This window comes from Bacillus sp. THAF10 (assembly GCF_009363695.1).
Lineage (GTDB): Bacteria > Bacillota > Bacilli > Bacillales > Bacillaceae_I > Sutcliffiella_A.
Genome location: NZ_CP045403.1, coordinates 1,770,238 through 1,790,455 on the forward strand (window position 1 = coordinate 1,770,238; position 20,218 = coordinate 1,790,455).

Here is a 20,218-nt window from a genome sequence, read left to right on the forward strand (position 1 = left end):
ACAATGAAACAGAGAATCATTACTGCCCTGATAGCAGCAGCCATTTTTTTGCCTGTTGTCATTTATGGCAATTTACCATTTGTACTTATGATTTACTTATTGGCGTCAGTTGGTCTATTTGAAGCGCTTAGAATGAAAAAGCTATCCGTTCTAAGTATTCCTGGAATTTTATCTTTGGCTTTATTGTGGTTTCTCATGATGCCATCAGATTTTTTTTCAGTAGAGAGATTTTTGCTTTCTAAAATGGAATTTTTACTTTTGATTGTCCTTTTGTTACTGGCATACACGGTACTTTCAAAGAACAAATTTAATTTTGATGATGTGGGCTTTACTTTGCTTTCCACTATTTATGTTGGCTTAGGGTTTTATTATTTTATCGAAATCCGTGAGCTTGCGCTGGCATACGTATTCTTCGCGTTATTTGTCATCTGGACAACGGATTCTGGAGCATACTTTATTGGGAAGAGCATGGGGAAAACAAAATTATGGCCACATATTAGTCCAAATAAAACAGTTGAAGGCTCCATTGGAGGTGTGGTATGCGCTATTATCGTCGCAATAATCTTCCAAATAGTAGTTGGATTTGATTATTCTATCTTTACTACTATCATCGTGGCTGCACTGTTGTCTGTTTTTGGACAAATAGGTGACCTTGTTGAATCAGCTTTAAAAAGACATTATCAGATAAAAGATTCTGGAAGTATTTTACCAGGACATGGTGGGATTTTGGATCGCTTTGATAGCCTTCTTTTTGTACTGCCACTGTTGCACTTTATACATATCTTTCTTTTCTAACACGAGAAAAAAAGAAGGTTAAAAAGAGGTGAGTGTTGGTGAGGAAAATTAGTTTACTAGGGGCATCAGGATCTATCGGATTACAAACCCTAGATGTGATAAAAACACACAAAGAACAGTTTCAATTAGTTGCATTTAGTGTGGGGAAAAATATTGAAGTAGTAGAGAGAATCCTTGCTGATTTTTCACCTAATCTTGTATCTGTTCAGACCAAAGAAGATTGTGAAAAACTGACGCTTCAATACGGTTCAAGAGATGTGCGTTTTGTTTATGGTGAAGAGGGATTAATGGAAGTAGCTGGTATCCCGAGTGCGGATGTCTTAGTTAATGCAGTTATGGGAAGTGTGGGACTTTTACCTACCCTGCATGCCATTCAACAAAGAAAGGTCATTGCACTAGCGAATAAGGAAACGCTTGTTACCGCAGGACACATTGTGATGGAAGCTGCCAGAAAATATGGTGTACCAATCTTGCCAGTTGACAGTGAACATTCGGCCATATATCAATGTTTGCAAGGGGAAAAAGAAAAAAACATTGAATCAATCATTCTGACTGCATCAGGGGGGAGTTTTCGCGACCGCTCACGTGAGGACCTACAAGGTGTCACTAGAGATGAAGCGCTAAATCACCCTAACTGGTCAATGGGTGCTAAAATCACGATTGATTCTGCGACCATGATGAACAAGGGCTTAGAAGTGATTGAAGCGCATTGGCTCTTTGATATTGCTTATGAAAATATTCAAGTTGTCATGCACCGTGAAAGTGTCATTCACTCGATGGTAGAATTTCATGATACGAGTATCATTGCTCAGCTTGGGACACCGGATATGAGAGTGCCCATTCAATATGCGCTCACCTTTCCAGACAGATTGCCGCATCCTACAGGTAAAAGAATAAACTTCATGGAAATTGGCAAGCTTCATTTTGAAAAAATGGATATGAATCGATTCCGATGCTTACAATATGCGTATGATGCCGGTCGTGCGGGTGGTACTATGCCAACTGTTTTAAATGCAGCCAATGAAATTGCAGTAAGTGCATTTTTAGAGAATAAAATAGAATTTCTAACAATTGAATCGTTAATTGAGTCTGCTATGACTAGACATACGCTTCAGAAAAACCCTGACTTGGACACAATTAAAGAAGTGGACATGGAAACAAGGCAATATGTTCGTTCACTAATCGATTAGAGGTGGAAAACTGGTGAATACAGTTATCGCATTTATCATTATTTTTGGAGTCCTCGTGTTTGTTCACGAGCTCGGACATCTAGTTTTTGCAAAAAGAGCAGGTATACTATGCAGAGAGTTCGCGATAGGCTTTGGACCGAAAGTGTTTACATTTAAAAAGAATGAAACTGTCTATACTATCAGGCTTCTGCCAATCGGTGGATTCGTTCGTATGGCAGGAGAAGATCCTGAAACCATCGAATTAAAGCCTGGCTATCATGTTGGTCTCCTGTTTAATTCTGCTGGAGAAGTGAACAAAGTCATAGTTAATAATAAAGAGAAATTTCCAGAAGCAAAAATGCTTGAAGTGGAACATGCAGATTTAGAAAAAGAGCTAGTCATCAGAGGGTTCGAATTAAGTGATGAAGAAACTCTCCGTGAATACAAGGTTGCAGAGGAAGCATACTTTGTCATGGATGGTCAAGAAATTCAAAATGCTCCATATAACAGACAGTTTGGCTCTAAAACTTTATGGCAGCGCACGATGGCCATTTTTGCTGGTCCGATGATGAACTTTATTTTGGCATTTGTCATTTTCGCCTTTCTCGGAATTGTACATGGGTATCCAGTGAATGATGCTGTGATTGGCCAATTGACAGAAGATGGAGCTGCTCAAGACGCGGGCCTTCGTCAAGGAGATAAAGTAGTGGCCATTGATGACTCATCTGTTGCTTCTTGGGAAGAACTAGTGAGTGTCATTCAAGCAAATCCAAATAAAGAGCTAGAATTTAATATCACGCGAGATGGAGAAAGTCTCTCTATCCCTGTTACCCCAAAAGCAGAAACAGTAGAAGACAAAAGTATCGGGATCATTGGCGTTTATATGCCAATGGAAAAATCATTCCTAGGCTCGTTTCCAAAAGCAGCAACAGAGACCTTTAATTGGTCTAAAGAGATTGTAGTTGGATTAGGTAAGCTCATCACAGGTCAGTTTTCATTAGATATGCTCTCTGGTCCTGTTGGTATATATAAATCAACAGAAGTTGTTGCTGAATCAGGCGTGATTATGTTGATGAGATGGGCAGCCGTTCTTAGTATCAATCTAGGGATTATCAATCTCCTACCAATTCCTGCACTAGATGGTGGAAGACTGATGTTCTTTGCAGCAGAAGCGGTCAGAGGTAAACCAGTAGATCGTCATAAGGAAGGTCTTGTCCATTTTATCGGCTTTGCTCTCTTGATGCTGTTAATGCTAGTGGTAACATGGAATGACATCCAGAAGTTTTTCCTGTAAAATAAATGATAGAACACACAGACTTGCATCATTCATGTGGTGCAAGTTCTCTTTCTTTTACAGAGTTTATTAGATGATACTTACATATTTACTTAAGAGGTGTATGAAATGAGACAAAGCATGACACTTATTCCAACGTTAAGGGAAGTGCCAGCGGATGCAGAAGTGAAAAGTCATCAGCTTTTATTAAGGGCAGGCTTCATCCGTCAAAACACGAGCGGAATTTATAGCTTTCTTCCACTTGGAAAAAAAGCATTGAAAAACGTAGAGGATATTATTAGAGAAGAAATGGACCGCTCTGGTGCTGTGGAATTACTAATGCCGGCAATGCAAGCAGCAGAATTGTGGCAAGAGTCAGGAAGATGGTACTCTTATGGACCGGAATTGATGCGACTAAGAGATAGACATGACCGTGAGTTTGCACTTGGAGCTACACATGAAGAAGTAATTACAACAATTGTAAGAGACGAAGTGAAATCCTACAAAAAACTTCCATTATCTCTCTATCAAATTCAAACTAAATTTCGTGATGAAAAGCGTCCGCGTTTTGGGTTGTTAAGGGGACGAGAATTTTTAATGAAGGATGCATATTCCTTCCACGCAAACCAAGAGAGTTTGGATGAAGTATATGAAAAAATGTACACAGCATACTCTAACATCTTTAGTCGCCTTGGTTTGAACTTCCGCGCTGTTATCGCAGATTCTGGTGCGATGGGTGGGAAAGATACACATGAGTTTATGGTCCTATCTGAAATTGGCGAGGACACAATTGCCTATTCATCTGATTCTTCCTTTGCGGCAAATATCGAAATGGCACCAGTTGTTGTCTCATATGAAAAGAAAGCAGAAGCTGAAAAAGAGCTTCAAAAGGTATCTACTCCTAATCAAAAAACGATAGAAGAAGTAGCGGCTTATTTGAATATGGAGAAAGTAGATTTAATTAAATCCATCCTCTTTAAGGTGGACGACAAGTTTGTTTTGACATTAGCAAGAGGCGACCATGAAATTAATGATGTGAAACTAAAGAATCTGTATCAAGCATCTGTTGTCGAAGTAGCTAGCAGTGAAGACGTCCAAAAAGTAATGGGAGCAAGCATTGGCTCTGTTGGTCCAATATCTGTAGCGGAGGAGTTAGAAATTGTCGCTGATACCGCAGTAGAGTATATGGTTAATGCAGTCTGTGGAGCAAATGAAGAGGGCGTTCATTATCAGCATGTCAATCCTTCACGTGATTTTAGTGTTTCTCAATTCACAGACTTACGCTTCATCAAAGAGGGAGATCCTTCACCAGATGGACAAGGAATCATTCAGTTTGCTAAAGGAATTGAAGTCGGCCATATCTTTAAGCTTGGAACGAGATACAGTGAAGCAATGGGAGCCACGTTCCTTGATGACAACGGCCGAAGCCAGCCAATGATTATGGGCTGTTACGGAATTGGAGTGTCCCGTGTCCTTGCAGCAGTTGTAGAACAGTACCATGATGATAATGGGATTGTGTGGCCAAAAGCTGTAACTCCTTACCATGCACATGTTATCCCTGTAAATGCCAAAAATGAAACGCAACTAAACTTAGCAGAAGAAATTTACCAAAAGCTCAAGGATTCAGGTAAAGATGTTCTATTTGATGACAGGCAAGAACGTCCTGGTGTAAAATTTGCAGATGCAGATCTCATCGGCTTACCTGTGCGCATTACTGTTGGGAAAAAGGCAGAAGAAAACATGGTTGAGGTTAAATGGAGAGCAACTGGTGAAATGGAAGAAATGACTGTAGAAGAATTAATTCAAACAATGCAAAAAAAATAGTACAATAAAATAGAATCTAAGAGAAGGTACCTCCACTTTGAGGTACCTTCCATTATGTCAGTTATCTTTTAATTTAGCTCTTTTCTAAAAGATTGTTGCTACAAACTAGGCAAAAGTCGGCTTTAAGACTTTTTCCAGTCATTAATAGTAGAAAAGTTGCCATATACCTAAAACTATCTCCACGAAAAGAGCACGACATCAACGTCGATTGCGTGTTGCTTAACTATACGCAGTAGCAACAAAGTTTACGAAAACAGCCTTAATTTAGAAACAAAGGGGAAAGGAGTCCATACATTGCTAGAAGAGATATCACAAGAAAAAATAGATAGATTTCGTCTTCTGCTTCAACAGCTTGAATTATCAAGTGATGATATTTTTCCTTATTTTTCAAATGGAGCAATAGAAAGGCTAACCGTTGAAAAAACAAACAAACGATGGCATTTTCATTTCATACTACAAAAGGTCTTACCTGTAAATGTCTATCACCTTTTTTATGAAAGGCTAACGAAAAGCTTTTCTCATATCGCAAATGTTTCTTTTAACATTACGGTTCAAGAAAGAACATTTGAAGAGTCTTCTATACGTGATTACTGGCCACTTTGTTTAAAGGAATTGGACGGCTGCTCGCCTCCTCTTTTAATGCTATTACAAGGTCAAACACCAACACTCCAAGGAAACAAGTTAATGTTGTCGGCGAGAAACGAGGCAGAAGCGATTGCGCTTAAGAAGAAGCTAGCCCATACCATTGGCAGTACGTATGAAAGTTTTGGGTTTCCAGCCTTTCTTTTAGATACAAGCCTTTCGCAATCTGATGAAGAATATCAACAATTTGTTGAGCAAAAACAGCAAGAGGATAAACAAAAAGCACTTGCTGCCGTAACAGAAATGCAAAAGAAGGAATCCGCAAAAGATGACAACACGGTTAGTGGTCCTGTCATGATAGGTTATAACATCAAAGATGATGTGGAGATAAAAACATTAGACGAAATTGTCGAAGAAGAACGAAGGGTTGCCGTTCAAGGGTATGTTTTTGATGCGGAAACCAAGGAACTTAGAAGTGGAAGAACGCTTTTAACCTTTAAAATTACAGACTATACCAACTCCATTATGGTAAAAATGTTTTCCCGTGACAAAGAAGATGTCCCGCTTTTACAGGCTGTAAAAAAAGGAATGTGGCTTAAGGTGAGGGGAAGTGTGCAAAACGATACATTTGTACGTGATCTAGTCATGATGGCCAATGATATCAACGAATTTAAAGGGAAAGAAATCATTGATACCGCACCAGAGGACGAGAAAAGAGTCGAGCTGCACGTGCATTCTCCTATGAGTACGATGGATGGAATTAGCTCCATTTCCTCCTTGGTTGCTCAGGCAAAAAAATGGGGTCATAAAGCAATTGCCATTACCGATCATGCAGTCGCACAAGGCTACCCTGAAGCGTATTCGGCAGGTAAGAAAAATGGAGTCAAAATCTTATATGGATTGGAAGCAAATTTAGTAGATGATGGGGTTCCAATTGCCTATAATTCTGCACACCGCAACCTGGCTGAAGAAACGTATGTAGTGTTTGACGTAGAGACTACCGGTTTATCTGCCATGTATGACACCATCATTGAGCTTGCCGCTGTTAAGATAAGGGGTGGGGAAATAATTGATCGTTTTGAATCATTTGCAAACCCTCATCATCCCCTTTCGGCAACAACAATAAATTTAACTGGAATTACCGATGACATGGTAAGAGATGCTCCGGAAGTAGAAGATGTGCTAAGAGATTTCTCTCAATGGATGCAGGAGGATATTTTAGTAGCGCATAACGCTAGCTTTGATATGGGCTTTTTAAATATCGGTTTTCAACGAATCGGGTTAGGTAAAACTAAAAATCCGGTAATTGACACCCTTGAGCTAGGTAGACTTTTGTTTCCTGATTTAAAGAACCACCGCCTTAATACGTTGTGTAAAAAGTTTGATATAGAGCTAACTCAACACCATCGAGCCATTTACGATGCAGAGGCAACAGGGTATTTGCTGGTGAAAATGTTAAAGGACGCACTAGAGAAAGGCATCGTTTACCATGATGAATTAAACGAGCACTCCGGTACAACAGACGCCTTTAAAAGAGCAAGGCCATCCCATGTGACGCTTCTTGCTGTAAATGACATAGGCTTAAAAAATATCTATAAAATTGTATCCATCTCCCATATGAACTATTTTTATCGCGTGCCAAGAATCCCAAGATCACAGCTGCAAAAGTACAGAGAAGGAATTATTGTCGGTACAGCCTGTGATAAGGGAGAAGTGTTTGAGGGGATGATGCAAAAGGCACCTGACGAAGTAGAAGCAATTGCAGAATTCTATGACTATATTGAGGTGCAGCCACCAAGTAACTATGAGCACTTAATAGAACTAGAGCTTGTCAGAGATCATAAAGCATTAAAAGAAATCATTTCAAACATTGTGAAACTAGGTGACAAACTAGAAAAACCAGTAGTAGCAACTGGAAATGTTCACTATTTAAAAGAAGAAGATAAGATACACCGTGAAATATTGGTACGATCTCAATCGGGTGCCAATCCGTTAAACAGACATAAGCTTCCGGATGTACATTTCAGAACAACAGATGAGATGCTAGCACAATTTTCGTTTCTAGGAGAAGAAAAAGCGAAGGAAATTGTCGTTTTTAACACTCAAAAAGTAGCGAGCATGATTGAGGAAATCAAGCCAATAAAAGATGATCTATACACACCAAAAATCGAAGGTGCCGATGATGAGATTCGTGATATGAGCTATTCTATGGCTAGAAGAATTTACGGAGACAACTTGCCTGAGATTGTGGAAAAACGAATTGAAAAGGAACTAAAAAGTATTATCGGACATGGGTTTGCCGTTATTTATCTAATTTCTCATAAGCTTGTTAAGAAATCTCTAGATGATGGCTATCTGGTAGGGTCTCGAGGGTCTGTTGGATCGTCTTTTGTTGCCACCATGACAGAGATTACGGAAGTAAACCCATTGCCTCCACATTATGTGTGTCCATCCTGCCAGCATTCGGAGTTTTTTGATGATGGTTCGGTAGGCTCAGGGTTCGATTTGCCTGATAAAGATTGCCCTAAATGTGGCGAAGCGTTTAAAAAAGATGGCCACGATATCCCCTTTGAGACCTTCCTTGGCTTTAAAGGAGATAAGGTGCCGGATATTGATTTGAGTGCGACACGTTCTTAACTGAAAAGGTTAAGCACTAGCATTGTCTAGTAGAACTGCTATTCCAATGTGTGGAATGATGGGGTAACGTCCTGAAACACACACACTAAAGCTACGGCAAGCGAATGCGATAATGCAAACATCAACATCGTTTGAAGCCCGTTAAAGTAGGCTGAAGTTCACCCTAACATTTTAGGATGAGGAAAGGGAGATATTAATCTTCTGTGAATGATAGGTCTGGTGTCTATAAAATTCCTATGGTTAGAATCAGTAAAATCACTGGGACGAACCCTCGATTGACTTTTCGTGAATGTCACGCAGCAGAAATGTTGTGGGGTCCTAAGAGGACTTCTGAGTGTGGATGAGTAAGCGTTTGGTTATGAAAATCCATCCTGTGTTACAGGCACAGGCAAGCTCAGCGGAATTTAGGGGGAACCTAAGGGAATAAAATAAAGATAGGAATAGTGGAACGTGTGAAGCTCCTGACGTAAGAGAAGGTTGCACTTCTATGACAATGGTGTATGGAAAGGCGTATAGCTATAACATACTTTACAGGAGTGGCAGTAGTGCCGTAGTACTGTTGAAGAAATGCTGATGATGACTGAATAACAAATAGGTCGGAGGATAAAACATTTCAGAGGGAAGGGCACAAGTCGTTAACGTCGAAACAAAAACCTACAAAAAGTCAGATTCGCGTATGACTAAAGAAAAACGAAAGCTTCATAAGGAAGTGATTAGTTGGCTGACTTAATGATTCAAAAGCTAAGAAACAACGAATATTTTGGCTTACAATCAACTTTTGATAATCTTTATGAGGAAAGCAAAAAGGGTCGATATTTTAAAAACATTTTTCAGCTTATTATTTCTGAAGAGAACATTCAATTAGCCTTTCGAAACATAAAAAGTAATATTGGGAGCAAAACGAAAGGTACGAACGGTCACACAATAAAACATCTTAATAAAATAGATGCTCTCAAGCTGATTGGATTAACAAAAAAGAGACTGGATAACTATAATCCACATGCAGTAAGGCGTGTGCTAATACCAAAGCCTAACGGAACAATGAGACCTTTAGGAATTCCAACAATTGAGGACAGATTAATACAACAAATGTTTTTACAGGTTCTTGAGCCGATTGTTGAAGGTAAGTTTCATTCGCAGAGCTATGGTTTTAGACCAAAAAGAAGCACTCATGATGCTTTAGCAAGGTGCTATCATATGGTCAATCACAGTCATCAACATTTTGTGGTGGATATAGATATTAAAGGTTTCTTCGATAATGTCAATCATAAAAAGCTAATGAGGCAACTATGGACAATAGGAATACGGGACAAAAAAGTTTTATCTATCATCAAAATGATGCTAAAGGCAGAAATAAAGGGTAAAGGTATACCTGTTAAAGGAACTCCTCAAGGCGGCATATTATCCCCATTACTAGCCAATGTGGTGTTAAACGAACTTGACTGGTGGATTTCAAATCAATGGGAAACAAAGCCAACAAGAGTTCCATATAAATTGAAACGTAATAAAACGGACGCTCTTAAAAAGACAAAGTTAAAACCAATGTATCTAGTAAGATATGCAGATGATTTTAAAATCTTCACGAATTCCTACTCTAATGCTAGGAAGATTAAAATGGCTGTAGAGAAATGGCTCAGAGAAAGATTAGGCCTTGAAATTAGTGAAGATAAAAGCAAAATCACTAACTTACGCAAAAACGGTACAGACTTTTTAGGAGTACGGTTTAGAGCGGTTCGCAAAGGAAATGCCAAAACAGGTTATATTGTAAACTCAAAAATGGACCCCAAGGCAAAAGAGAAGGTATTAGGTGTTATTCGCCACCAGCTCATAAAGATGAGAAAAAGTCCCACTCCAGAAAAAGTGATGAATTTCAATGCCAACATCCTCGGTTTACACAACTATTACAAAGTTGCAACGAGGATAGCTCAAGAATTTAATGAGATACGACATAAAATTCATCGGAATATTAAATCGTTGATGTTTAGAAATATTTTTATTTACACAAAGGAAACGAATAACATCATTGATAAATTCTATGGAGATTACAATTGTCAAAGATTTAAAAGTAATGGATTACTGGTCTATCCTATTGAAGCAATTCGACATGATATACGAGGTCAAAGAGACCCTAACTTCTCTGTTTATAAGAAAAAGGATAGGGCATCAATTCATAAGTTAATTAAGAATGTGTCTGTTCGTGAAATTGAAATGTTTCGTAAAGGAATATTTAAAGCTAAAAGTGTTTTGTACGAAAATAACCGTTTGAGTAAATATGTAGCTCAAAAAGGTTGCTGTGGTATTACAGGAGAACGACTGACTCCCCACAATGCCATATGTCACCATATAAGATCTACAGCTCAAGGCGGAAAAGATGACTATGAAAACTTGATGATAATAAACAAGAAATATCATATGATTATTCATAATAAAGACCCACTTTTAAATAATGATTATAAAAAAATATTAGCCAAGTTTGAAACGAAGGCCTTAAACAAATTAAACAAGCTAAGAACGGAAGTAGGAAATCCAAAACTTAGCTTCTAAACTTCGACAATGTTAACGATGGAACGCCGTATGACTCCGAAAGGGTCACGTACGGTGTGGAGTGGGGGAAAAGCCAGAGATAATTTCAAAGGCTTACCTATCACTATATTTTTCTGGTGAATATCAGCCTAGGGCCCATAATTACACGAAGGTACTCTTTGGGGAAGAGTATGTATTCCGTGCAGGTACCATTGGTACGGTTGCTGATAAGACTGCCTACGGGTATGTCAAGGGCTATGCCAATGACCGCAACTTAATTTTAAGAGGTGCTGAAATTGATCGTCTTTCCTCCGGCTGTACAGGAGTGAAAAGAACTACAGGACAGCATCCTGGTGGTATTATCGTTGTTCCTGATTATATGGATATATTTGATTTTTCACCGATTCAGTATCCCGCGGATGATCAGAGCTCAGAATGGAAGACGACCCATTTTGATTTTCACTCTATCCATGATAATTTGTTAAAGCTTGATATACTTGGGCATGATGATCCAACTGTTATTAGAATGCTGCAGGATTTAAGTGGAATTGATCCGAAGACGATCCCAACCGACGACCCTGAGGTAATGAAAATATTTAGCGGAACAGCATCACTTGGCGTAACAGAAGAACAGATCATGTGTAAAACAGGGACTCTAGGTATTCCGGAGTTTGGAACAAGGTTTGTTCGCCAGATGCTTGAGGATACGAAGCCGTCTACCTTCTCTGAATTAGTTCAAATTTCTGGACTATCTCACGGTACAGATGTATGGCTTGGAAATGCACAAGAGCTTATTCATAACAAAACGTGTACATTAAGTGAAGTAATTGGCTGTCGTGATGATATTATGGTTTATCTAATTTATAAAGGGCTTGAGCCGTCTATGGCGTTTAAAATCATGGAATCTGTCCGAAAAGGAAAAGGACTCTCAGACGAGTTTAAGGAAGAAATGATTAAGAATGATGTTCCACCGTGGTACATTGATTCATGTTTAAAGATCAAATATATGTTCCCTAAGGCTCATGCTGCTGCTTATGTTTTGATGGCCGTTCGGATTGCCTATTTTAAAGTGCATTTCCCACTGATGTATTATGCGGCTTATTTTACCGTCCGAGCAGATGATTTTGATGTGGACAATATGGTCAAAGGTTCCGCTGCGATTAGGAAAAAGGTGGAGGAAATAAATGCAAAAGGTTTAGATGCAGCACCAAAGGAAAAATCCTTGCTTACTGTACTAGAACTTGCGCTGGAAATGACCGAACGTGGCTTTAGCTTTCAAAAAGTAGATTTGTATAAATCGAGTGCAACGGACTTTATTATTGAAGGAAACAGTCTAATACCTCCTTTCAACTCCATACCTGGACTCGGCACGAACGCAGCACTTAATATTGTGAAAGCAAGAGAGGATGGTGAATTCCTTTCTAAAGAAGACTTGCAGCAACGAGGTCGCATATCAAAAACAATTCTAGAATATTTAGATAATCATGGTTGTCTCACAGGCCTTCCAGATCAAAATCAATTGTCGTTATTTTAGAAAACACATGATAGAATCCTTATGTGAAGCATGATGATAATTAGAAAGATTTGCATATTGTTTGGGGATATGATATATTGACATTGGAAATGCTATATACAAGTAACTAGCAGAGAGTGGGGCAACCCACTCTTTCGTATTGTATGCTCAGCTTTCTTTTGGCTTCTTGTCTTGTTTAGTTTACGCAGCAGTTGTACATAGCTTGCTTGTTTAAGATGCCCTGCTTTTTAGCAGGGTCTTTTGTTCAGATTTTATAAACATCGTCTCGCATCTGCGAAGGAGGGAAATGATGAGCAAAAATGTAACAGAAACGGTGGAAGAGCTAGTACTTCCAATCGTTCAGCAGATGAATGTTGAATTAGTGGATATTGAATATGTGAAAGAAGGATCTTCATGGTTCTTGCGTGTATATGTCGATAAAGAAGGTGGCATTGACATTGAAGAATGTGGGAATGTGAGTGAAAAATTAAGCGAAAAGCTTGATGAAATCGACCCAATTCCTCACAACTATTTCCTTGAAGTGTCATCACCTGGAGCAGAGCGTCCTCTTAAGAAAAAAGAAGACGTGGAAAAGGCAGTAGGGAAGTATGTCAACATCAAAACATATGAACCAATTGATGGATTAAAGTCCTTTGAGGGTGACCTAGTGGAGTTTGATGGAGAAACTGTGAAACTCTTATTGACTATTAAAACACGCAAAAAAGAAGTGTCCATTCCATATCAAAAAGTTGCAAAGGCCAGATTGGCTGTAAAATTTTAAGGATACACTTCCTTAATAGATGAAATTCTGTCCATTTAGAGGCTGAATAAAACGAAAGAATAGGATTTTAAGGGGGACATGGTTGTATGAGCAGCGAGTTATTTGATGCTTTAACCCTGATGGAAAAGGAAAAAGGCATTAGTAAAGATGTAATTATTGAAGCAATTGAAGCTGCGCTTATTTCTGCGTATAAACGTAATTTTAATCAAGCGCAAAATGTTCGAGTGGATATGAATCTTGAAACAGGTACAATGCGCGTGTTTGCAAGAAAAGATGTTGTAGAAGAGGTGTTTGATTCCCGTCTTGAAATCTCTGTAGATGAGGCGCGTCAAATGAATCCGAACTACCAAGAAAACGACGTGGTGGAAATTGAAGTAACGCCAAAAGATTTCGGACGCATTGCTGCCCAAACTGCGAAACAAGTGGTCACTCAGCGCGTTCGTGAAGCAGAAAGAGGAGTTATTTACTCTGAATACATTGAGCGTGAAGAAGATATCATGACGGGTATTGTACAACGTCTTGATTCGAAATTTATCTATGTGAGCCTTGGGAAAATAGAGGCACTTCTGCCAATTAATGAGCAAATGCCTAATGAACATTACAAGCCTCATGATAGAATAAAGGTATTCTTAACAAAAGTAGAAAAAACAACGAAGGGTCCACAAATTTTTGTTTCCAGATCACACCCTGGATTACTAAAACGCTTATTTGAGCTAGAAGTACCAGAAATATATGATGGTACGGTGGAAATTAAATCGGTAGCTCGAGAAGCGGGAGATCGTTCGAAAATCTCCGTACACTGTGACAATCCTGAAGTTGATCCAGTAGGTGCTTGTGTAGGACCTAAAGGGCAAAGAGTACAGGCAATTGTAAATGAGTTAAAAGGCGAGAAAATAGATATCGTCAGATGGTCGAAAGATCCTGTCGAGTTTGTTGCAAATGCTCTCAGCCCTTCCAAAGTATTGGAAGTGCAGGTGAATGAAGAAGACAAGGCTACAACTGTTGTTGTGCCTGATTATCAGCTTTCTCTTGCAATTGGGAAACGCGGTCAAAATGCCCGCCTTGCTGCGAAATTGACTGGCTGGAAGATTGATATTAAAAGCGAGTCCGAAGCGGAAGAATTAGGAATTTATCCTAGCTTGTCATTGTCCAAGACCGATTCTGAGGACATGGACGATTTCTATGATGAAGATTCCACAGAAGAATAAAGAGTAAAAGAGGGTGAAGCCAGGTGAACAGTCGCAAAAAAATTCCTATGCGAAAATGTGTGGCAAGTCAGGAAATGAAGCCGAAAAAAGAACTAATTCGCATTGTACGTTCCAAAGAAGGCGACGTTTCCATTGACATGACCGGGAAAAAATCCGGCAGGGGAGCATATCTTGCCAGAAATAAAGAGAGCATCCTGCTTGCTAAGAAAAAGGATATTCTCTCCCGACACCTTGATGTAGCGATTGACGATTCATTGTATGATGAATTACTTCAGCTGGTAGAAACGGAGCAAGATTAAATAAAATGAATAATCAATGGCTATCAATAGTTGGACTTGCAACTAGAGCAAGAAAAACGATTACAGGGGAAGAGTTTGTTATAAAAGAAGTGCGGACTAAAAAAGCAAAACTGGTCTTAGTTGCTGGAGATGCTTCCGCCAATACCATGAAAAAACTAACAGATAAATGTGCGTACTATCATGTACCAATTAGAACGGTAGAAAATCGGTACGAACTAGGTCGAGCGATTGGTAAAGATGCAAGAGTATCTGTCGCCATTTTAGATGAAGGGTTTGCGAAAAAACTCCTATCCTTGCTCGATTAATCTTTGGGGGTGAATGTATGACTAAATTACGCGTTTACGAATACGCTAAACAAAAGAACGTATCAAGTAAAGATGTCATCACAAAACTAAAAGAAATGAATATTGAGGTATCAAACCATATGGCAACATTAGACGACGACACTATTAAAAAATTGAACGGCTCAGATAAAAAAGAAGCACCAAAGAAAGCAACAGAAAAGAACCAATCTGCGAAAAAACAACAAAACCATCAACCAAACGCTGGTCAAGGCAAACCGAAGAACAAACCTTCTTCTGGTAAAAAAGCTGATTTCAGCAATAACCATAACAACAGCAACAACCAAAACAAGGGTAAGAAAAGACCAAATAATAAACAAAATCGCGGACAACAACAGGCACCTGTTCAACCTGCAAAGAAAAAAGAAACACCTTCTAAAATTACGTTTACAGGCTCATTAACAGTAGGCGAATTAGCAAATATACTCAACAAAGAGCCATCTGAAATTATTAAAAAGCTATTGATGCTTGGTGTAATGGCTACCATTAATCAGGATCTTGATAAAGATTCCATCGAATTAATAGCTGGAGAATACAACGTAGAAGTAGAAGAGGAAATTGTATTTGAAGTTACTGACTTTGAAGGCTATGAATCAGATGATAAAGAAGAAGTACTAGAAGAGCGTCCTCCAGTTGTGACAATCATGGGTCACGTAGACCACGGTAAAACGACCCTTCTTGACTCTATCCGTAATACAAAAGTGACTGCGGGCGAAGCAGGTGGAATTACTCAGCATATCGGTGCCTACCAAGTACAGGTAGAACAAGGCAAAAAAATCACCTTCCTAGACACACCAGGACACGCCGCATTTACAACGATGCGTTCTCGTGGTGCTCAAGTAACAGACATCACCATTCTTGTTGTAGCAGCAGATGATGGTGTTATGCCTCAGACTGTAGAAGCAATCAACCACGCAAAAGCAGCAGAAGTTCCAATTATTGTGGCAGTCAATAAGATGGACAAAGAAGGAGCAAATCCAGATCGTGTGATGCAGGAATTAACAGAGCATGGCTTAGTTTCTGAAGCATGGGGCGGAGATACTATTTTTGTTCCACTTTCTGCTTTAAGCGGTGAAGGTATTGACACATTACTTGAAATGATTCTACTCGTATCTGAAGTGGAAGAATACAAGGCGAACTCTAAGCGTGCGGCTGCTGGAACAGTAATTGAAGCTCAGCTTGACAAAGGAAGAGGTTCAGTTGCTACCTTGCTTGTACAAAAAGGTACATTACGTGTGGGTGACCCAATTGTGGTTGGTAATACCTTTGGACGTGTTCGTGCAATGGTAAATGACCTTGGTCGCCGTGTGAAAGAGGCAGGACCTTCTACACCAGTAGAAATTACCGGACTGAACGATGTTCCACAAGCTGGGGACAACTTTATGGTATTCGCTGATGAAAAAACTGCAAGAAACGTTGGGGAAGCAAGAGCTCAAAAGCAATTGCAAGAACAGCGTAGTGAAAAAACACGTGTGACGCTTGATGATCTTTTCGAGCAAATTAAACAAGGTGATATTAAAGAAATTAACCTGATTGTCAAAGCTGACGTTCAAGGTTCTGTTGAAGCAATGGCTGCTTCTCTTCAAAAGATTGATGTAGAAGGAGCTAAAGTGAAAATCATTCACACAGGAGTAGGTGCAATCACAGAGTCGGACGTGATTCTTGCATCTGCATCTAATGCGATTATTATCGGATTTAACGTTCGTCCTGATGCTGGAGCAAAACGTACAGCTGACGTGGAAAATGTTGATATTCGCTTGCACCGCATCATTTACAAAGCCATCGAAGAAATCGAAGCAGCGATGAAAGGGATGCTTGACCCTGAGTTTGAAGAAAAAGTAATCGGTCAACTGGAAGTTCGCCAAACGTTCAAGGTATCGAAAGTAGGTACTATTGCGGGGGCGTATGTGACAGATGGTAAGGTTACGCGTGACTCTAGCATTCGCCTCATTCGTGACGGCATTGTTATTTTTGAAGGTGAATTAGACACACTCAAACGCTTTAAGGATGATGTGAAGGAAGTTGCAACAAACTATGAGTGTGGTGTGACGATTAAGAACTTTAATGACATTAAAGAAGGCGACGTTATTGAAGCCTATGTCATGCAAGAAATCGCAAGATAATGATCGGATATTTAGAGTGCGATTGTCTTATCTACGATGCTCAATCTTTGAAGGAAAAAAGAGCAGTGTTGCAGCGTATTATTACTCGGCTAAAGCAACGGTTTAATATTTCCATTTCAGAAATAGGACATCAGGATGTATGGCAGCGGACGAAGATAGGAATTGTATCCCTATCTTCCTCTAAATCCATCACGGAAAAAGAATTACAAAAAGTCCTCGATTATCTGGATTCCTTTCCAGAAATTGAGAGGGCAGAAACTTCGCTTGAATGGCTTTAAAGAGGTGAATAGTGATGACACTAAGATCAAACCGTGTCGGAGAGCAGATGAAAAAAGAACTCTCAGATATTATTGGTCGTAAAATAAAGGACCCCCGTGTTGGCTTTGTAACAGTTACAGATGTACAAGTAACGGGGGATCTTCAACAGGCTAAAGTGTTTATTTCTGTTTTAGGTGACGATGAAAAAAGACAGGATACACTTATCGGTCTTGCGAAAGCGAAAGGCTTTATCCGCAGTGAGATTGGCCGTAGAATCCGTTTGAGAAAAACTCCAGAGCTTTTCTTTGAGTTTGATGAATCGATTGATTATGGTAATCGAATTGAGAGTCTGATTCATGAGTTAAATAAAAAGGACTCTGAGAATAACGAAGAGTAAAGAAAAGGATAGGCAATTATTGTCTATCCTTTTTCTTGAGATTAAGGAAAAGGAGTGTCTTAATGGTGGATGGAATTCTCATCTTGAACAAACCAAGAGGACTAACCTCTCATGATTGTGTTTTTAAGGTTAGAAAAATATTAAAAACAAAAAAAGTGGGCCATACTGGCACCTTGGATCCTGAAGTAACTGGCGTTTTGCCTATTTGTATCGGAAGAGCCACCAAGGTGGTCGAATTTTTAACGGCAGAGGAAAAAACATACATAGCCGAAGTAACGATTGGGACCTCGACTACAACAGAAGACCAAACTGGTGATATCGTAGAAGAGAAGAGAGTAGAAAAACCATTTTCCAACGAAGAAATTTTAGCAGTACTTAATAGATTGACTGGTGAAATTGAGCAGACGCCACCAATGTATTCTGCAGTAAAGATTAATGGAAAAAAACTCTATGAATATGCTCGTGAAGGCAAAATAATTGATAGGCCTACAAGAAAAATAACCATTCATGATATTTTTCTCACAAGTGAAATGGAGTACAAAAAAGAATCCAAAGAGGTCACTTTTTCATTTCAAGTAAGATGCAGCAAGGGAACATATGTGAGAACGCTTGCCGTACAAATAGGGGAAATGCTTGGCTATCCTGCTCATATGTCCTCTTTACAACGAGTATCATCTGGAAATTTCACCTTAGCTCAAGCGATATCTCTAGAAGATTTGCAAGCTCTTAAAGAAGAAGAAAGAGTAGAAGAGATTTTGCTTCCAATGGAACACGCATTAATCTCATTGCCTAAGCTGGAAATTAGTGATAAAGTAGCAGAGAAAGTGAAAAATGGTGCGGTACTGCCACTTCCAGACGATTTTATTCATGATGAGGAGTTGTTTACTATTTTTCATCATGGAAAATGCTTAGCTGTTTACATGAAACACCCGGAGAAGACAGGGCTAATGAAGCCAAAGAAAGTCTTCCATCTATAACACTTCATTCTTACAGTTTTACTATAATGATTTAGGTGATAACAATGAACGTAATCTATTTAGAGCACCCACACACGAGGAAAAAAGAAGCATGTGCCCCATCTGTTGTTGCACTCGGTTTTTTTGACGGAATCCATCTTGGGCATCAGAAGGTGATTGCTGGTGCCAAGAGAAAAGCGGAAGAAATGGGCCTCGAATGTGCCGTCATGACGTTAGACCCCCACCCTTCTGTTGTTTTACGTAGAGAGGTTCAGCATATTCGATACATAACCCCTCTTAAAGAGAAAATCAGATTGCTCACATCACTCGGTGTAGACACGTTATATGTAGTCAAGTTTGACTTGCATTTTGCTTCTCTAGTACCGCAGGATTTTGTCGATCAATATATCATCGGTTTAAACATTAAGCATGTGGTTGCAGGGTTTGACTATTCTTATGGAAGTCTTGGAAAAGGAACGATGGAAACTCTTCCTTTTCACTCAAGAGATCAGTTTGAACAAACCATCATTCAAAAATATACAACTAACAACTTAAAGGTGAGCTCTACTTTTATCCGAGAGCAATTAAAGGATGGAGTGGTTCACGAGCTTCCTCAGACCCTTGGGCGGTTGTATCAGGTAAGAGGAATCGTTGGACACGGCGAGAAAAGGGGACGTACCATTGGGTTTCCAACCGCCAATGTAGTTCTCAACGACGAATATATTATTCCAAAGACTGGAGTATATGCCGTTCAAATGCGAGTTAAAGGGAATTGGCAGAACGGGGTATGTAATATCGGCTATAAACCGACTTTTCATCATAAGAAAGAAGACGCACCACCTTCAATAGAGGTACATCTCCTCGATTTCCATGATGTGATTTATGAGGAAGAAGTAGTAATTGAATGGCATCAAAAGCTTCGAGACGAAAAGAAATTTTCTGGTGTTGATGCACTTGTCGACCAAATAAAAAAGGACAAGTCTCAAGCAGAGGAGTATTTTCAAAAAAAACCGCATGATACTTGCTTTTTACGGTAAAAAGATGTATGCTATAAAACGTACCAAAACCATTGCTTGGCAAGTCGAATCACCAACGCTTGCTCGGTAATAGGGGTTTTTAATATTAAGGAGGTGAATAGGATGGCTATTACACAAGAGCGTAAACAAGAACTAATTAATGAGTTCAGAACTCACGAATCTGACACTGGATCTCCAGAAGTACAGATCGCTGTCCTAACAGAACAAATTAACAACTTGAACGATCATTTACGTACGCACAAAAAGGATCACCATTCACGTCGTGGTCTTTTGAAAATGGTTGGTAAACGTCGTAACTTACTAACTTACCTACGTAACAAAGACGTTACTCGTTACCGTGAACTAATTAACAAATTAGGTCTACGTCGATAAGTATTTCAGAAAAGCGGGAGAATTCCCGCTTTTTTGTTAGTTTTTTTCTTTATCATATGGTTTTCTATTGATATGTAACGGTAGTTTCGTCCATACTAGACATAACAGGAAAGTATGCATAGTATTTTTA

The 20,218-nt window shown here is 39.3% G+C and carries 15 protein-coding genes and 2 pseudogenes; all 17 read left to right on the plus strand.

Features of this window, described 5'->3' with window-relative positions; translation table 11 throughout:
• Positions 1-3 precede the first annotated feature (3 nt).
• The 17 genes and pseudogenes from FIU87_RS09315 to rpsO all read left to right on the plus strand — a co-directional run bounded on the left by FIU87_RS09315 (position 4) and on the right by rpsO (position 20,088).
• Positions 4-795 (plus strand): phosphatidate cytidylyltransferase, encoded by a 792-nt coding sequence (locus FIU87_RS09315; RefSeq protein ID WP_152444342.1) that lies wholly within the window; start codon positions 4-6, stop codon positions 793-795.
• Positions 796-833: 38 nt separating this feature from the next.
• Positions 834-1,985, plus strand: coding sequence for a 1-deoxy-D-xylulose-5-phosphate reductoisomerase (gene dxr / locus FIU87_RS09320; RefSeq protein ID WP_152444343.1), 1,152 nt, complete (start codon positions 834-836; stop codon positions 1,983-1,985).
• Between the two features lie 13 nt (positions 1,986-1,998).
• Positions 1,999-3,258, plus strand: a complete 1,260-nt coding sequence (gene rseP, locus FIU87_RS09325) for an RIP metalloprotease RseP (protein WP_152444344.1) — start codon at positions 1,999-2,001, stop codon at positions 3,256-3,258.
• A 108-nt stretch (positions 3,259-3,366) separates the two neighbouring features.
• Positions 3,367-5,061 carry a proline--tRNA ligase gene (locus FIU87_RS09330; protein ID WP_152444345.1) on the plus strand — a complete coding sequence of 565 codons (1,695 nt, stop codon included), beginning with the start codon at positions 3,367-3,369 and terminating at the stop codon, positions 5,059-5,061.
• 294 nt (positions 5,062-5,355) lie between these two features.
• Positions 5,356-8,265: pseudogene (locus FIU87_RS09335) on the plus strand (PolC-type DNA polymerase III); the annotation flags it as partial.
• Between the two features lie 732 nt (positions 8,266-8,997).
• Positions 8,998-10,824, plus strand: coding sequence for a group II intron reverse transcriptase/maturase (ltrA, locus tag FIU87_RS09345; protein ID WP_152444346.1), 1,827 nt, complete (start codon positions 8,998-9,000; stop codon positions 10,822-10,824).
• Between the two features lie 109 nt (positions 10,825-10,933).
• A pseudogene (locus FIU87_RS09350) lies at positions 10,934-12,337 on the plus strand (PolC-type DNA polymerase III); the annotation flags it as partial.
• Positions 12,338-12,626: 289 nt separating this feature from the next.
• Positions 12,627-13,097: a ribosome maturation factor RimP gene (rimP, locus tag FIU87_RS09355; RefSeq protein ID WP_152446486.1), complete on the plus strand. Its 471-nt coding sequence runs from the start codon at positions 12,627-12,629 to the stop codon at positions 13,095-13,097.
• 86 nt (positions 13,098-13,183) lie between these two features.
• Positions 13,184-14,305, plus strand: coding sequence for a transcription termination factor NusA (gene nusA / locus FIU87_RS09360; RefSeq protein ID WP_152444347.1), 1,122 nt, complete (start codon positions 13,184-13,186; stop codon positions 14,303-14,305).
• 23 nt (positions 14,306-14,328) lie between these two features.
• Positions 14,329-14,604 (plus strand): RNase P modulator RnpM, encoded by a 276-nt coding sequence (locus FIU87_RS09365; protein ID WP_152444348.1) that lies wholly within the window; start codon positions 14,329-14,331, stop codon positions 14,602-14,604.
• Between the two features lie 5 nt (positions 14,605-14,609).
• Positions 14,610-14,909, plus strand: a complete 300-nt coding sequence (locus FIU87_RS09370) for a YlxQ family RNA-binding protein (RefSeq protein WP_152444349.1) — start codon at positions 14,610-14,612, stop codon at positions 14,907-14,909.
• A gap of 17 nt (positions 14,910-14,926) precedes the next feature.
• Positions 14,927-17,068, plus strand: a complete 2,142-nt coding sequence (gene infB / locus FIU87_RS09375; RefSeq protein ID WP_152444350.1) for a translation initiation factor IF-2 — start codon at positions 14,927-14,929, stop codon at positions 17,066-17,068.
• Positions 17,065-17,346: a DUF503 domain-containing protein gene (locus tag FIU87_RS09380; protein WP_172971159.1), complete on the plus strand. Its 282-nt coding sequence runs from the start codon at positions 17,065-17,067 to the stop codon at positions 17,344-17,346. The genes infB and FIU87_RS09380 overlap by 4 nt, the downstream gene beginning before the upstream one ends.
• Before the next feature lie 14 nt (positions 17,347-17,360).
• Positions 17,361-17,723 carry a 30S ribosome-binding factor RbfA gene (gene rbfA, locus FIU87_RS09385; RefSeq protein ID WP_152444352.1) on the plus strand — a complete coding sequence of 121 codons (363 nt, stop codon included), beginning with the start codon at positions 17,361-17,363 and terminating at the stop codon, positions 17,721-17,723.
• A 62-nt stretch (positions 17,724-17,785) separates the two neighbouring features.
• Complete coding sequence (gene truB, locus FIU87_RS09390) at positions 17,786-18,700, plus strand: tRNA pseudouridine(55) synthase TruB (RefSeq protein ID WP_253905545.1); 915 nt, start codon at positions 17,786-17,788, stop codon at positions 18,698-18,700.
• 44 nt (positions 18,701-18,744) lie between these two features.
• Positions 18,745-19,716: a bifunctional riboflavin kinase/FAD synthetase gene (gene ribF / locus FIU87_RS09395; protein ID WP_152444353.1), complete on the plus strand. Its 972-nt coding sequence runs from the start codon at positions 18,745-18,747 to the stop codon at positions 19,714-19,716.
• 102 nt (positions 19,717-19,818) lie between these two features.
• Complete coding sequence (gene rpsO / locus FIU87_RS09400) at positions 19,819-20,088, plus strand: 30S ribosomal protein S15 (RefSeq protein ID WP_152444354.1); 270 nt, start codon at positions 19,819-19,821, stop codon at positions 20,086-20,088.
• Positions 20,089-20,218 lie beyond the last annotated feature (130 nt).